The 13,001-nt window shown below is 67.0% G+C and carries 14 protein-coding genes; 8 read left to right on the plus strand and 6 right to left on the minus strand.

Annotated features, from left to right (window positions below; all coding sequences use genetic code 11):
* Window positions 1-5: 5 nt before the first annotated feature.
* A complete protein-coding gene (locus tag JF781_RS23215; protein ID WP_225328868.1) occupies window positions 6-1,292 on the minus strand; it encodes a cytochrome P450 in 1,287 nt (428 codons plus the stop codon).
* Between the two features lie 245 nt (window positions 1,293-1,537).
* Between JF781_RS23215 and JF781_RS23220 the strand changes: the two genes are divergently transcribed.
* From JF781_RS23220 to JF781_RS23230, 3 genes are all read left to right on the plus strand, one after another.
* Window positions 1,538-1,942 carry a hypothetical protein gene (locus JF781_RS23220; RefSeq protein WP_225328869.1) on the plus strand — a complete coding sequence of 135 codons (405 nt, stop codon included), beginning with the start codon at window positions 1,538-1,540 and terminating at the stop codon, window positions 1,940-1,942.
* An 11-nt stretch (window positions 1,943-1,953) separates the two neighbouring features.
* Window positions 1,954-2,244, plus strand: coding sequence for a hypothetical protein (locus JF781_RS23225; protein WP_225328870.1), 291 nt, complete (start codon window positions 1,954-1,956; stop codon window positions 2,242-2,244).
* 88 nt (window positions 2,245-2,332) lie between these two features.
* Window positions 2,333-2,554, plus strand: coding sequence for a hypothetical protein (locus tag JF781_RS23230; RefSeq protein ID WP_008256834.1), 222 nt, complete (start codon window positions 2,333-2,335; stop codon window positions 2,552-2,554).
* Between the two features lie 27 nt (window positions 2,555-2,581).
* On the opposite strand, the gene JF781_RS23235 is transcribed toward JF781_RS23230, so the two are convergent.
* Complete coding sequence (locus JF781_RS23235; RefSeq protein WP_067248280.1) at window positions 2,582-3,712, minus strand: nitronate monooxygenase; 1,131 nt, start codon at window positions 3,710-3,712, stop codon at window positions 2,582-2,584.
* Between the two features lie 251 nt (window positions 3,713-3,963).
* Here JF781_RS23235 and JF781_RS23240 point away from each other — a divergent pair, with 251 nt between their 5' ends.
* On the plus strand, window positions 3,964-5,913 hold the full coding sequence (locus JF781_RS23240; protein ID WP_225328871.1) for an NAD(P)/FAD-dependent oxidoreductase: 1,950 nt from the start codon (window positions 3,964-3,966) through the stop codon (window positions 5,911-5,913).
* 10 nt (window positions 5,914-5,923) lie between these two features.
* Window positions 5,924-6,949 carry an alcohol dehydrogenase catalytic domain-containing protein gene (locus JF781_RS23245; RefSeq protein WP_225328872.1) on the plus strand — a complete coding sequence of 342 codons (1,026 nt, stop codon included), beginning with the start codon at window positions 5,924-5,926 and terminating at the stop codon, window positions 6,947-6,949.
* Between the two features lie 4 nt (window positions 6,950-6,953).
* On the opposite strand, the gene JF781_RS23250 is transcribed toward JF781_RS23245, so the two are convergent.
* Together JF781_RS23250 and dtd are read right to left on the minus strand one after the other, a co-directional pair.
* Window positions 6,954-7,865: a class I SAM-dependent methyltransferase gene (locus JF781_RS23250; protein ID WP_225328873.1), complete on the minus strand. Its 912-nt coding sequence runs from the start codon at window positions 7,863-7,865 to the stop codon at window positions 6,954-6,956.
* A gap of 17 nt (window positions 7,866-7,882) precedes the next feature.
* Window positions 7,883-8,314 carry a D-aminoacyl-tRNA deacylase gene (dtd, locus tag JF781_RS23255; protein ID WP_225328874.1) on the minus strand — a complete coding sequence of 144 codons (432 nt, stop codon included), beginning with the start codon at window positions 8,312-8,314 and terminating at the stop codon, window positions 7,883-7,885.
* A 50-nt stretch (window positions 8,315-8,364) separates the two neighbouring features.
* Here dtd and JF781_RS23260 point away from each other — a divergent pair, with 50 nt between their 5' ends.
* Window positions 8,365-8,670 (plus strand): MTH1187 family thiamine-binding protein, encoded by a 306-nt coding sequence (locus JF781_RS23260; RefSeq protein ID WP_225328875.1) that lies wholly within the window; start codon window positions 8,365-8,367, stop codon window positions 8,668-8,670.
* Here the strand turns inward: JF781_RS23260 and JF781_RS23265 are convergent.
* Window positions 8,667-9,161: a macro domain-containing protein gene (locus JF781_RS23265; protein WP_225328876.1), complete on the minus strand. Its 495-nt coding sequence runs from the start codon at window positions 9,159-9,161 to the stop codon at window positions 8,667-8,669. The two genes, JF781_RS23260 and JF781_RS23265, sit on opposite strands and share 4 nt — an antisense overlap.
* 34 nt (window positions 9,162-9,195) lie before the next feature.
* Here JF781_RS23265 and JF781_RS23270 point away from each other — a divergent pair, with 34 nt between their 5' ends.
* Window positions 9,196-10,491: a competence/damage-inducible protein A gene (locus JF781_RS23270; RefSeq protein WP_225328881.1), complete on the plus strand. Its 1,296-nt coding sequence runs from the start codon at window positions 9,196-9,198 to the stop codon at window positions 10,489-10,491.
* Between the two features lie 2 nt (window positions 10,492-10,493).
* Here the strand turns inward: JF781_RS23270 and JF781_RS23275 are convergent, their stop codons facing one another.
* Window positions 10,494-11,846, minus strand: a complete 1,353-nt coding sequence (locus JF781_RS23275; protein ID WP_225328877.1) for a sialate:H+ symport family MFS transporter — start codon at window positions 11,844-11,846, stop codon at window positions 10,494-10,496.
* Between JF781_RS23275 and JF781_RS23280 the strand changes: the two genes are divergently transcribed.
* On the plus strand, window positions 11,845-12,912 hold the full coding sequence (locus tag JF781_RS23280; RefSeq protein WP_225328878.1) for an amidohydrolase family protein: 1,068 nt from the start codon (window positions 11,845-11,847) through the stop codon (window positions 12,910-12,912). The genes JF781_RS23275 and JF781_RS23280 overlap by 2 nt on opposite strands.
* Window positions 12,913-13,001: the final 89 nt, after the last annotated feature.

Below are 13,001 nucleotides of genomic sequence, written 5' to 3' on the forward strand. Positions count from 1 at the left end.
CTAGCTTAGTGCGCGGCAGGCGATTTCGCTGCTCCATCGGTGTGGTAGTCCACCTGCCAGTGCTTGATCCCGTTGAGCCAGCCCGACCGGAGGCGTTCCGGCTTGCCGATGGACTCGAGATCGGGGATGCCGTCGGCGATCGCGTTGAACATCAGGTCGATCGTCATGCGCGCCAGGTTCGCGCCGATGCAGTAGTGGGCGCCCGTTCCGCCGAAGCCGACGTGTGGGTTGGGATCGCGCAGGATGTTGAAGCTGAACGGATCGTCGAAGACTTCCTCGTCGAAATTGGCTGAGCGGTAGACCATTACGACCCGCTGGCCCTTTTTGATCTGCACGCCGGACAGTTCGTAGTCCTCGAGCGCGGTGCGCTGAAACGACGTGACCGGGGTGGCCCACCGGACGATCTCGTCGGCCGCGGTGCCGGGCCGCTCCTTCTTGAACAGCTCCCACTGGTCGGGGAAATCGGTGAAGGCCATCATGCCCTGGGTGATGGAGTTGCGGGTGGTCTCGTTTCCGGCCACCGCCAACAGGATTACGAAAAAGCCGAATTCATCGTCGGACAGCTTGTGCCCGTCGATGTCGGCTTGGACCAGCTTGGTGACGAGGTCTTCTCCCGGATTCTTCGTCCGCTCGGCCGCCATCTGCATGCCGTACATGATGAGTTCGACCGAGGCGGTGATGGCGTCGTTGTTGGCGAATTCGGGATCCTGGTCACCGACCATCTCGTTGGACCAGTGGAAGAGTTTCTTGCGTTCTTCCTGCGGCACACCCATCAGTCCGGCGATGGCCTGCAGCGGCAGCTCGCACGACACCTGTTCGACGAAGTCGCCGCGGCCCTGGGCTGCCGCTTCCTCGACGATGTGGCGGGCGCGCTCGGCGAGGTCTGAACGCAGGCGCTCGATGGCCCGAGGGGTGAAGGCCCGCGAGATGATCTTGCGCAGCCGGGTGTGCTGCGGCGCGTCCATGTTGAGCAAGACGAACTTGCCGCGCTCGATCTGCTCGCCGACCGTGCCGTCCTTATAGCGCGGCAGCGCGGTCTTCTGCAGGCTGGAGAACACGTCACTGCGCAGCGAGACCTCTTTGACGTCCTTGTGCTTGGACACCACCCAAAAGCCGCCGTCGTCGAACCCGCCGGCCCCGATCGGTTGTTCGTTCCACCAGATCGGCGCCGTGCGGCGCAGCTCGGCCAGTTCTTCGACCGGCAATCGCTCGGCGTGGATGTCCGGATCGGTGAAGTCGAAGCCGGGAGGCAGATTGGGGACCGGCTTGGTGCTGGACTCGACGGTTGACATGGCGCACTCCTCGATACGAAGTCGTCTAGGCGTCCTTGTGCAAGGAAACCACTGCCGGACCACGGTTGGGAAGCATTGACGCAAGATCGCCGCGGGCAAATTGGAACGTGTTCCGCAGGTGCGCTTTGTCCGCCGCGGCGGGCCTTCACCGGGGATCGCGGCCGCACGCCGAAACCGTCTTGTGGCCGCCGACGCGACCGATATGCTTTGGTGCAGGTCACCGGCGACGACAGGCGGGGTGGAAGATGATTCGGGAATTGCTGAGCGCTGCTTCGATAGCGGGCATCACGATCGGCATAGCGCCGTGCGCGGCCGCCGACCCGCATTACGACGGAGACGTTCCGGGCATGAATTACCAAGCTTCGCTGGGCGCTCCGTGCGACAACTACGAGCGCTTCATCTTCGGACGAGGGCCCAGCGGCCAGGCCGAGGCCTGTCATTTCCCGCCGCCCAATCAGTTCCCGGCCGCCACCATCGGGTACTGGGTGGCTTCCTACCCGCTGTATGGAGTCCAGCAGGCCGGCGCGAAATGCCCCGGCTCGCAGGCAGCGGCGCAGACCCCGGACGGGCTTCCCATGCTGTGCCTGGGAGACCAGGGGTGGCAGCCCGGATGGTTTACCGGGGCAGGGTTTTTCCCACCCTCCGACTGATCGGTACGACGATGAAACGGAGCGAGCCCGGCGCGGTGCCCGTGCCCCGCTGGCTGCGTTTCGTCTTGGCCTCGGATCGCGCCGGGTCGGCGTGGTATATCTGCACCGGGTTCTTCTTCGCGCCGGTGCTGGCCGTGTTTTCGCCGTGGCCGGCGGTCACCACCGTGTTGTGGTGCATCATCGCGGTGGCCGGGCTTTGGTTGGGGCTGCTGGGTATCGCGATGGCGATCGGGCTGGCCCGAATACTGCGCTCCGGGGCCGAAATTCCCGAAGACTTCTGGCGCTCCCTGGTGCACTACTGAGCCTCGGCAGGCATTGGCGCCGGCGAGAAATGGTGCCTCAGCCCGTCTAGAGTCAGAGCAACGAACCTGCGACAAGAGGAGACTCGAGATGGCCTTCAATCCCAAAGATGCGGTCGACGCGGCGAGGGACATCGCGACCAACGCCGTCGAGAAAGCGTCCGACATCGTCGAGCACGCCAGCGACATCATCCGGGGTGATCTCGCCGGCGGCGCCAGCGGAATCGTTCAGAATTCCATCGACATCGGCACGTACGCACTGGACCGGACGAAGGAAGTCTTCACCGGCCGGCAGGACGTCGACGACGTCTAGCCCCGCCGGCCGGGCAAGCCTCCGTCGTCAGACGGAGGCGGCCTCGTTCAGCTCGTCCAGCCTGTTGGTGGCTTCCAGGTATTCCTGCACCCACCGCTCGATGACCGTCGACGTCTTCTCCACCTTGGTGAACTGCCCGACGACCTGGCCGACGGGGTTGAACGCGACGTCGACGGATTCGTTGGGGTATCTATTGGTGGCGCGAACCGCCATGCCGGACACCATGTACTGCAGCGGCATGCCGAGGGGCTTCGGGTTGTCGGGGGCCTCCCACGCCTCGGTCCAGTCGTTGCGCAGCATGCGGGCCGGCTTGCCGGTGAACGAGCGGCTGCGGACGGTGTCGCGGCTGCCGGCCTTGACGTAGGCCTCCTGCTGGACCGGGGTGTTCGAGGACTCCTCGACCATCAACCATTGCGATCCGGTCCACGCGCCCTGCGCGCCGAGAGCCAGCGCGGCCGCGATCTGCTCGCCGCTGCCGATGCCGCCGGCGGCCAGCACCGGAACCGGGGCGACCTCCTTGACGACCTGCGGCCACAGCACGATCGAGCCCACCTCGCCGCAGTGCCCGCCGGCCTCGCCGCCCTGCGCGATGATGATGTCGACTCCCGCGTCGGCGTGCTTGCGGGCCTGCGAGGGGGAGCCGCACAGCGCGGCGACCTTGAGCCCGGCGTCGTGAATGTGCTTGATCATGTCGGCCGGCGGGGTGCCGAGCGCGTTGGCGATCATCTTCACCTTGGGGTGCTTGAGCGCCACCTCGACCTGGGGCGTGGCCGTCGCCTCGGTCCAGCCGAGGAGCTGCAGGCTGTCGCCGTCGCTGTCCTCGACCGGCACGCCGTGGTCGGCGAGGATCTTCTTCCCGAAGTCCAGGTGCTCCTGGGGCACCATCTTGCGCAGCGTCTCGGCCAGCTCCTCGGCGGACAGGTGCGAGTCCATGCCCTCGTACTTGTTGGGGATGACGATGTCGACGCCGTAGGGGTGGTCGCCGATGTTCTCGTCGATCCAGTTGAGCTCGATCTCGAGCTGCTCGGGCGTGAAGCCGACGGCCCCGAGCACGCCGAACCCCCCGGCCTTGCTGACCGCCACGACGACATCGCGACAGTGGGTGAAGGCGAAGATCGGGAACTCGATGCCGAGTTCGTCGCAAATAGGGGTGTGCATTACAACTCCTGGGATGCTCGCCGAATTGGAACGTGTTCTAGTTTAGTACGGAGCGCACTGACGTGGCCAGCGGGTCCCGAACTGCGCCCTATCACTACGACCCGTCGCCGGAACCGCGGCTGCGGCGGCATCCGCCGGCCACCCGGCCCGATCCCTTGATCCTGCACCGAGCGACCGGGTAGCGTAGTGCTGCCAATTACGAAACTACGCGTAGCGTAATTGGCTTCCAAACCACCGAGAGGATCGGCTTGATGCGCAGCCGCTACGCCGGCGATCCCTTCACCACGTCCACGCCCGAGATCGCCACCGCCCTAGAGGATGTCAGCGTCCCGACGCTGTTGCTCTCCCTCGTCCACATCACCGGCGACCCCCGATTCATCCGCGACTTTAAGCAGATGGGCGTCTTCCTCAACGAGGTCCAGGGGTTCATGTCGGAGGAGGACAAGGCGCGCGCCCGCGCCGAGGCGCTGACGGCGATCACCGAGTATCGGGACCGCGGTTGCCCCGAACCGGAGCCGCTGAGCCCGGAACTCATCAGGGAAATGATGGACTGGGCGGCGTGTGAGCACGTTCCCGACGACTATCTGTCGTTGGTGTCCGAAGAGCTGGACCTCGACGGGGTCGACCCCCGGCGGCCAGCCGCGTTGCCGGCCGAGCGCGCGGCGCAGCTTCCCGTTCTCGTCGTCGGGTGTGGCGAATCCGGCATCCTGGCCGGCGTGCGCCTCAAGCAGGCCAACATTCCGTTCACCATCGTCGAGAAGAACGCCGGGCCCGGCGGAACATGGTGGGAGAACAGCTATCCCGGCGCCCGGGTGGATGTGGCGAACCATTTCTACTGCTACAGCTTCGCACCCAACAACGACTGGACCCATTTCTTCGCCGAGCAGTACGAGCTGCAGGACTATTTCACCAAGGTCATCGACGAACACGACCTGGCCGACCGGATACGTTGGCAGACCGAGGTTCTCGCGGCCGAATGGGACGACGAAGACGGCACCTGGAACGTTTCGCTGCGGTCGGCCGACGGTGGCACGTCGACCCTGCGCGCACGCGCGCTCATCACGGCGGTGGGCCAGCTGAACAGGCCCAACATTCCCGAATTCGCCGGAGCGCAGACTTTTCGGGGCCCGTCGTTTCACTCGGCGGCCTGGGATCACTCGGTGGATCTCAAAGGCAAGCGGGTCGCGCTCGTCGGCGCCGGCGCCAGCGGGTTCCAGATCGCGCCCGCCATCGCCGAGGAGGTCGAGCACCTGACGGTGTTCCAGCGGACCGCGCAGTGGATGTTCCCGAACCCGATGTATCACGACGAGGTCGGCGACGGTGTGCGCTGGGCGATGCGCCACCTGCCGTTCTACGGCAGGTGGTATCGGTTCCTGGTGCTGTGGCCCGGCTCGGACAAGGGCCTCGACGCCGCCGAGGGCGACCCGAACTATGCCGATCAGGACCACGCCGTCAGCGACATCAATGCCGCCGCGCACATGATGTTCTCGCAGTGGATCACCAGCCAGGTCGGCGAAGACTCGGAGTTGTTGGCCAAGGTGATGCCGGACTATCCCGCCTGCGGCAAACGCACCCTGCAGGACAACGGCACCTGGTTGCGAACGCTGCAGCGCGACAACGTCGAATTGGTGCGCACCCCCATCGACCGGATCACGCCGCACGGCATCGTCACCGAGGACGGAGTGACGCACGACGTCGACGTCATCGTCTACGCCACCGGGTTCCGGCACACCGATGTGCTGTGGCCGCTGAAGGTCACCGGCCGAAACGGCGTCGACCTGCACGAGATGTGGGGGAGCAGGCCCTATGCCTACCTCGGGATCACCGTGCCGGACTTCCCGAACTTCTTCATCGTGTACGGGCCCGGGACGCACCTCGCCCACGGCGGCAGCCTGATCTTCCAGTCCGAACTGCAGATGCGCTACATCGACCAGTGCCTGGCACGACTGGCCGATTCCGACGTGCACTCCGTCGAGCCGAAACCCGACGCCGCCACGGATTGGCACCGGCGGACGCAGACCCAGATCAAGAAGATGGTGTGGTCACACCCGGCGGTCACGCATTCGTATTTCAAAAACGCCGACGGCGAGATTCACACCGTCAGCCCGTGGCGGCTCAACGAATACTGGTCAGCGGTGTGCGAACCCGACTGGTCACAATTTGTAGTACGCCAGAAAGACCAAGCGCGACAAGGGAAGTGAGCACACCGATATGCGCACGGTAGTCGTCGAAGGGCCCCGCACCATCCGGGTCGACACCCGCCCCGACCCAACGCTGCCGGGCCCGGACGGAGCGATCGTCGAGGTGTCCGCCGCCGGAATCTGCGGCTCCGATCTGCACTTCTACGAGGCCGACTTCCCGATGCCCGACCCCATCGCGCTCGGCCACGAAGCCGTCGGCACGGTCGTGGAGGCCGGGCCGCAGGTGCGCAACGTCAAGGTCGGCGATCAGGTCCTGGTGTCGTCGGTCGCCGGCTGCGGCGCCTGCGCGGGGTGCGCCACCCGCGATCCGGTCATGTGCCACTCCGGTTTTCAGATCTTCGGCGGCGGCGTGCTCGGTGGCGCGCAGGCCGATCTGCTCGCGGTGCCCGCCGCCGATTTCCAGCTGCTGAAGATGCCCGAGGGCATCAGCACCGAGCAGGCGTTGCTGCTCACCGACAATCTCGCCACCGGCTGGGCAGCGGCGCAGCGCGCCGACATTCCGCCGGGCGGGACCGTGGCCGTCATCGGACTGGGGGCGGTCGGCCTGTGTTCGCTGCGTAGCGCGCTTTTCCAGGGCGCCGCAACGGTTTTCGCGGTCGATCAGGTCGACGGCCGGCTGCAGCGCGCCGCCCAGTGGGGGGCGACCCCCGTCAAAGCGCCGGCGCTCGAGGCCATACTCGCGGCCACCGGCGGCCGAGGCGTCGACGCGGTGATCGACGCCGTCGCCACGGACGCTTCGCTGACCGAGGCGCTCAACGCCGTGCGGGCGGGTGGAACCGTCTCGGTCGTCGGCGTGCACGACATGAATCCGTATCCCCTCAACGCCCTGGGCTGCCTGATCCGCAGCATCACGCTGCGGATGACCACGGCGCCGGTGCAGCGAACCTGGCCGGAATTGATCCCGCTGCTGCAGTCCGGCCGCCTCGACGTCGACGGCATCTTCACCACGACAATGCCTTTGGACGACGCGGCCAAGGGCTACGCGACCGCGGAATCGCGCTCCGGCGACGATGTGAAGATCCTGCTGAAGCCCTAGGCCCTCACCGGGTCGCCATGATGTATTGGGACCGCATAAAACTGTCGATCTTGACGTCGACCTCCGGCGGGGTCATGCCGTACCCGGCTTGCAAGTCGAGCGTGTTGCGGACGGGTTCGACGGCCCAGCCGTGCGCGGTCAGCCACTCCGCGGGGTCGGACTGCGGTTGGTAGGTCAGGGCCGAAAAGTCAACGTTGCCCGACACGTTGACCCCCGGGTGATTCGCCTCCAGGGCGTGGAGTTGGTCGTGGTCCAGCCGCGACCCCAGTGCGCCGATGGCGATCCGGCTGCCCGGCGCGCTGAGCCCGCTGATCCGGGTGAACAGCGCGTGTTGGGCCTCGTCGGTCAGGTAGGGCAACAACCCCTCCACCGACCAGGCGCTCGGGCTCTCCACGTCAAACCCGGCCGCCTCCAACGGCCGCGACCAGTCGGTGCGCAGGTCGGCGGCGACCTCGATCCGACTGGCCTTCGGCGCCGCCCCCTGCTCACCGAGCACGCGTGCCTTGAATTCGAGAACCTTGGGCAAATCGACTTCGAACACCCTTGTGCCGTCCGGCCATTCGAGGCGGAACGCCCGCGAGTCCAGCCCGGCGGCCACGATCACCGCCTGTCGTATGCCCGCCTGGCCGGAAGCGACGAAGAAGTCGTCGAAGAACCGGGTCTGCACGCCGTAAAGGCGTGGGAAGGCCATCTCGTCCTCGGAGCTGCCCGGGTTGGCCAGCACCCCCGCCAGATACGGGTCCTGCGAGGCGGCGATGAAGACTTTCGCGTATTCGTCGCGTACCAACGGCCGCGGGCTCTCGGCGTGCAGGGCACGCCAACCCGCCACGAGCAGCGCGGTGTAGCCGACGCTGCTGACGATGTCCCAGTTGTCGTCGTCGGAGCGCAGCGATCCGAAGTCCGGTGTCGTGCCCACGGTGGCCAACGTACCCTTCAGAGTTCGAGAAGCACCGTCACCGGGCCGTCGTTGACCAGCTCGACCTGCATGTTGGCGCCGAACACCCCGGTCTGCACCTCGGCTCCCAGCCCCCGCAGCGCCGCGGCGAACTCCGCTACCAGCGGCTCGGCGACGGCCCCGGGAGCGGCCGCATTCCATGACGGGCGGCGGCCCTTGGCGGTGTCGGCGTACAGGGTGAACTGGCTGACGACGAGGATGGGGGCTCTTGCGTCGGCCGCGGACCGCTCCTCGGCGAGAATCCTTAGGTTCCAGAGCTTCTCGGCGAGCCGGCGCGCGGTGTCCCCGTCATCGGTATGGGTGACGCCGACGAATGCCAACAGCCCCTGGCCATCCGGCCGGATCGCGCCCACCACCTCGCCCTCGACCGACACCGTGGCCGACGAGACCCGTTGCACCAAGACCCGCATGGGCCTCGATGGTGCCAGACCGGCCGGGCGGGGGTGGGTACGCTCGAAGGGTGTCCGTGCTCGTCGCGTTTTCCGTCACCCCGATGGGGGTCGGCGAGGGTGTCGGCGAGATCGTCGCCGACGCGGTTCGGGTTGTCCGTCAGTCCGGCCTGCCCAACAAGACCGACTCGATGTTCACGGTGATCGAGGGCGACACCTGGGAAGAAGTCATGGCGGTGGTGCAGCGGGCCGTCGAGGCCGTGGCCGCCCGGGCCCCCCGGGTCAGCACGGTGATCAAGGCTGACTGGCGCACCGGGGCCAGCGACGCGATGACGCAGAAGGTCGCCTCGGTCGAGCGCTACCTTTCCGAGCGCTAGCCCCGCACCGCCGCCCGGAAAGCTTGCTCCGCCGCGTCACCGTGCACGGCGAACACCACCTTGCGCAGCGAGTCCGGCTGGTGCCGCCGGACGGCGTCGACCATCAGCCGGGCCGCCTCGTCGAGCGGGAAACCGCCGACGCCGGTGCCGAAGGCCACCAGCGCCAGCGTGCGGCAGCCGAGTTCGTCGGCCTTGCGCAATGTCGAAGCCGTGGCGGCACCGATGATCTCGGCCGAGGTGGGTCCCCCGAGCTCCATGGTCGCCGCGTGGATGACGTATCGCGCCGGCATGTCGCCGGCCGTGGTTTCGATCGCTTCACCGAGCCCGATCGGCGCCTTCTCCGTCGATTCGCGCTGCACGTCGGGCCCGCCCGCGCGCGAGATGGCCGCGGCGACGCCGCCGCCGTGCCGCAGCTGCGTGTTGGCCGCGTTGGCGATCGCGTCGACGTCGAGCTTGGTCACGTCGGCCGCAAGCACCTCTAACTCGATCATCGGCTTATTGTCCCGCAAACCCATGCGTAGGCTCATCCCGGTGAGCGCACGCGCAGGCATCGTTGTCACCGGAACAGAGGTCCTCACCGGACGCGTCCAAGACGCCAACGGACCCTGGATCGCCGACCGTCTCCTGGAGCTGGGCGTCGAGCTGGCGCACATCACGATCTGCGGCGACCGCCCCGCCGACATCGAGGCGCAGCTGCGGTTTCTCGCCGACCAAGGCGTGGACCTGATCGTCACCAGCGGCGGCCTGGGCCCCACGGCCGACGACATGACCGTCGAGGTGGTGGCCCGCTTCTGCGGGCGCGAGCTGCTGTTGGACGCCGAGGTCGAAGAGAAGATCGCGAACATCCTCAAGAAGCTGATGGCGCGTAATCCCGCCTTCCAATCCGCCTTGGATCCGGGCACTTTCGAGTCGCTGCGGGCCGCCAACCGCAAGCAGGCCATGGTTCCCGCCGGGGCGCAGGTGCTCGACCCGGTCGGCACGGCGCCCGGCGTCGTGGTGCCCGGCAAGCCCACGGTGATCGTGCTCCCGGGGCCGCCGCGCGAGCTGCAGCCGATGTGGCACACGGCGATCCAGACGCCGGCCGCGCAGGATGCGATCGCCGGCCGGACCATTTATCGGCAGGAGATGCTGCGGATGTTCGGGCTGCCCGAGTCGGGGCTGGCCGAAACGCTGCGCGACGCCGAAAAGGCCGTGCCCGGCTTCGACCAGCTCGAGATCACCACCTGCCTGCGGCGCGGGGAGATCGAAATGGTCACCCGCTACGAGCCGGGCGCCGCCGACGCATACGCGCAACTGACCAAGCTGCTGCGCGAACGGCACGGGCATCAGCTCTACTCAGAGGACGGCTCCCGCGTCGACGACCTTGTTGCGCAGCTTCTCGCCGGGCACCGGATTGCGACGGCGGAGTCCTGCACCGCGGGCCTGCTGGCCGCGCGGCTGACCGACCGGCCGGGATCGTCGGACTACGTGGCCGGCGGGGTGGTGTCCTATTCGAACGAGGCGAAAGCGGAGGTGCTGGGCGTCGACCCCGCGCTGATCGAAACCCATGGCGCGGTGTCCGAGCCGGTGGCCGAGGCGATGGCCGCGGGCGCGCTGCAACGCTTCGGCGCCGACACCGCGGTCGCGATCACCGGGATCGCCGGACCGGGCGGGGGCACCGAAGAAAAGCCGGTGGGCACGGTCTGCTTCAGCGTGAAGGCGCCCGACGGCCGCACGGATACCCGCACCTTGCGTCTTCCCGGCAACCGGTCCGATATCCGGGAACGCTCGACGACGGTGGCCATGCACCTGCTCCGGCGCATGCTGGGCGACCCCCACTAGCTTTACGTCGCTTCCGTTGCGAGGAAAGCACTTTCCGTCGTGCCGAAGCGGATTCCCGTCGCATCCTTTCCGATCAGCGTCAGGACCACAACCGCGGCCAGCACCGGCACGATCGTCGCCGCCAACGCGAACGGGTAGCCGTGGGATTCGGCGAGACGTTCCTGAATCGGTAAGTTGAACGCCGCCAACAGGTTTCCGAGTTGGTACGTCACACCGGGGTAGAGGCCGCGGATGGCGTCAGGCGACATCTCCGTGAGGTGGGCGGGAATCACGCCCCACGCGCCCTGCACGAAGAGCTGCATCAAAAACGAACCCAGGCACAGCATGGCAGCGCTGCGCGAGTAGGCGAACAGTGGCACGATCGGCAGCGCCAACACCGCACAGAAGACGACCGTGTAGCGGCGACTCCATCGTTGTGACAGCGTTCCGAAGACGAGCCCTCCGATGATGGCGCCGACGTTGTAGGCCACCACGATCCACTTGACCGTCGTGCTGGACAGGCCGGCCCCCTGATTGGCGTGCGCGCCCAGGAAGGTGGGGTAGACGTCCTGCGTGCCGTGGCTCATCCAGTTGAACGCCGTCATCAGCAACGCCAAATAGACGAATCTCCGGATGATCGCACCGTTGCGCAGCACGTCCCGGATTCTGGTGCTGGTGAGCTTCATCCGGTCTTGCGCGGCCTCCCACACCTCGGATTCCTCCACCCGGTAGCGAATGATCAAGCTGATCAGGGCGGGAACGATGCTCAGGCCGAACAACCAGCGCCACGACAGCCCGAGCCAATCCATCACCACCAGCGAGGCCACGCTCGCCAGCAGGTAGCCGAATGCGTAACCCTCCTGCAGCAGCCCGGAGAAAAATCCGCGCCGCTGAACCGGCACCTTCTCCATGGCGAGCGCGGCGCCAAGCCCCCATTCGCCGCCCATGCCGATGCCGTACAGCAGGCGCAGGATCACCAGCACGGTGAAGTTGGGCGCGAAGGCGCACAGGAAGCCCACGACGGAATAGAACATGACGTCGACCATCAGCGGCAGCCGCCGGCCGACGCGGTCGGCCCACAGCCCGAACAGCAACGCGCCGACGGGACGCATGAACAGGGTGGCCGTGGTGACGAAGGCGACCTCGGCCTTGCTGTGGTGAAACGTCTTCGCGATGTCGGCGTAGACGAGCACCACGATGAAGTAATCAAAGGCGTCCATCGTCCAACCCAACAGGGCGGCGATGAAGGAATTGCGCTGATCGGCGGTCAACTTGTTTTGCGGGCTCTGCGTTGTCACGTCAGCATCGTGGCCTACCGAGCGCGTCGGCGCGACCCGTTTCGCCGCGCACCACGCGGGAGTAAGTTCCGGAGACATGCGGATCATCGACGCCGACGGCCATGTCGCCGAAAATTCTTCGCTGGCAGTCGAAGCGATCAAGCGATGGCCGGACCACGTCAAGCCAGGCACACACGGGCAGCTCGGGTTGACGCTTGAAGGCCGCAACTACCCCGAGGACCGCGGCCCGGGCGCAGGCTGCCCGCCCGAACACGGGATCAGTAAGGCGCCCGATATCAACTGCCGGTCGGCCGAAGGCGTGCTGGGCGACGCCGACCGCGACCACATCGACACGATGGTGCTCTACCCCAGCCTCGGCCTGTGCGCGCCGAGTCTCGAAGACCCGGACTTCGCGGCCGGATTCGCCCGGCTCTACAACGAGTGGATCGCCGATTATTGCGCCGCCTCGGGCGGGCGGCTACGCGGCGTCGCGGTAACTCCGATCGAGCACGGCCGGCTGGCGATCGATGTCATGACCGAAGCCAAAGACCTTGGGCTGGTGGCGACTCTGGTGCCGCCGGCGCTCAAGACGCGCAACCTCGACCATCCCGACCTCGATCCGTTCTACGCCGCCGCCGTCGACCTCGGGATGCCGCTGGGTGTGCATGGCGCCCCCGGCATTCATCTGCCCAAGATCGGCGTGGACCGCTTCACGAATTACATTCAGGTGCACTGCATCAGCTTTCCGTTCGACCAGATGACCGCGATGACCGCGATGGTCTCCGGCGGCGTCTTCGAGCGCCATCCGGCGTTGCGGGTGGCCTTCCTCGAGGCGGGCGCGGGGTGGGTTCCGTTCTTCATCGATCGGCTGCACGAGCATTACGAGAAGCGCGGCGACTGGGTGGAGCGCGGCTGGCGTCGCGATCCGCACGATTATCTGGCCGCGGGCAATATCTGGGTGACGTGTGAACCGGAGGAACCGATTCTGCCCGGGGTGATCGATGTGCTGGGCGCCGATTTCATCATGTTCGCCAGCGACTACCCGCATTGGGACGGCGAGTGGCCGGAAAGCACCAAACACCTGCGGACTCGCTCCGATATCAGCGAGGAGGCCCGCGAGAAGATCGGCGGGCGCAACGCGCAGCGCTTCTACAACCTGAACTAGCAGCGATCGCGAGCGCGGCGCAGCCGGGCGAGGCGGGTCGCCGCCCTCGGGTCTAGCGGCGATCGCGAAAGGGTTATGCCGCGCCGGAG

It is taken from the genome of Mycobacterium sp. WUMAC-067, assembly GCF_020217485.1.
Lineage (GTDB): Bacteria > Actinomycetota > Actinomycetes > Mycobacteriales > Mycobacteriaceae > Mycobacterium.

What these genes read in the sequence shown, in the direction of transcription:
- JF781_RS23235 (WP_067248280.1), bottom strand. Translation starts at nt 3,712, where the DNA reads ATGCACACCCCTATTTGCGACGAACTCGGCATCGAGTTCCCGATCTTC.
- JF781_RS23280 (WP_225328878.1), top strand. Translation starts at nt 11,845, where the DNA reads ATGCGGATCATCGACGCCGACGGCCATGTCGCCGAAAATTCTTCGCTG.
- JF781_RS23245 (WP_225328872.1), top strand. Translation starts at nt 5,924, where the DNA reads ATGCGCACGGTAGTCGTCGAAGGGCCCCGCACCATCCGGGTCGACACC.
- JF781_RS23240 (WP_225328871.1), top strand. Translation starts at nt 3,964, where the DNA reads ATGCGCAGCCGCTACGCCGGCGATCCCTTCACCACGTCCACGCCCGAG.
- JF781_RS23215 (WP_225328868.1), bottom strand. Translation starts at nt 1,292, where the DNA reads ATGTCAACCGTCGAGTCCAGCACCAAGCCGGTCCCCAATCTGCCTCCC.
- JF781_RS23225 (WP_225328870.1), top strand. Translation starts at nt 1,954, where the DNA reads ATGAAACGGAGCGAGCCCGGCGCGGTGCCCGTGCCCCGCTGGCTGCGT.
- JF781_RS23230 (WP_008256834.1), top strand. Translation starts at nt 2,333, where the DNA reads ATGGCCTTCAATCCCAAAGATGCGGTCGACGCGGCGAGGGACATCGCG.
- JF781_RS23220 (WP_225328869.1), top strand. Translation starts at nt 1,538, where the DNA reads ATGATTCGGGAATTGCTGAGCGCTGCTTCGATAGCGGGCATCACGATC.
- JF781_RS23275 (WP_225328877.1), bottom strand. Translation starts at nt 11,846, where the DNA reads ATGTCTCCGGAACTTACTCCCGCGTGGTGCGCGGCGAAACGGGTCGCG.
- JF781_RS23265 (WP_225328876.1), bottom strand. Translation starts at nt 9,161, where the DNA reads ATGATCGAGTTAGAGGTGCTTGCGGCCGACGTGACCAAGCTCGACGTC.
- dtd (WP_225328874.1), bottom strand. Translation starts at nt 8,314, where the DNA reads ATGCGGGTCTTGGTGCAACGGGTCTCGTCGGCCACGGTGTCGGTCGAG.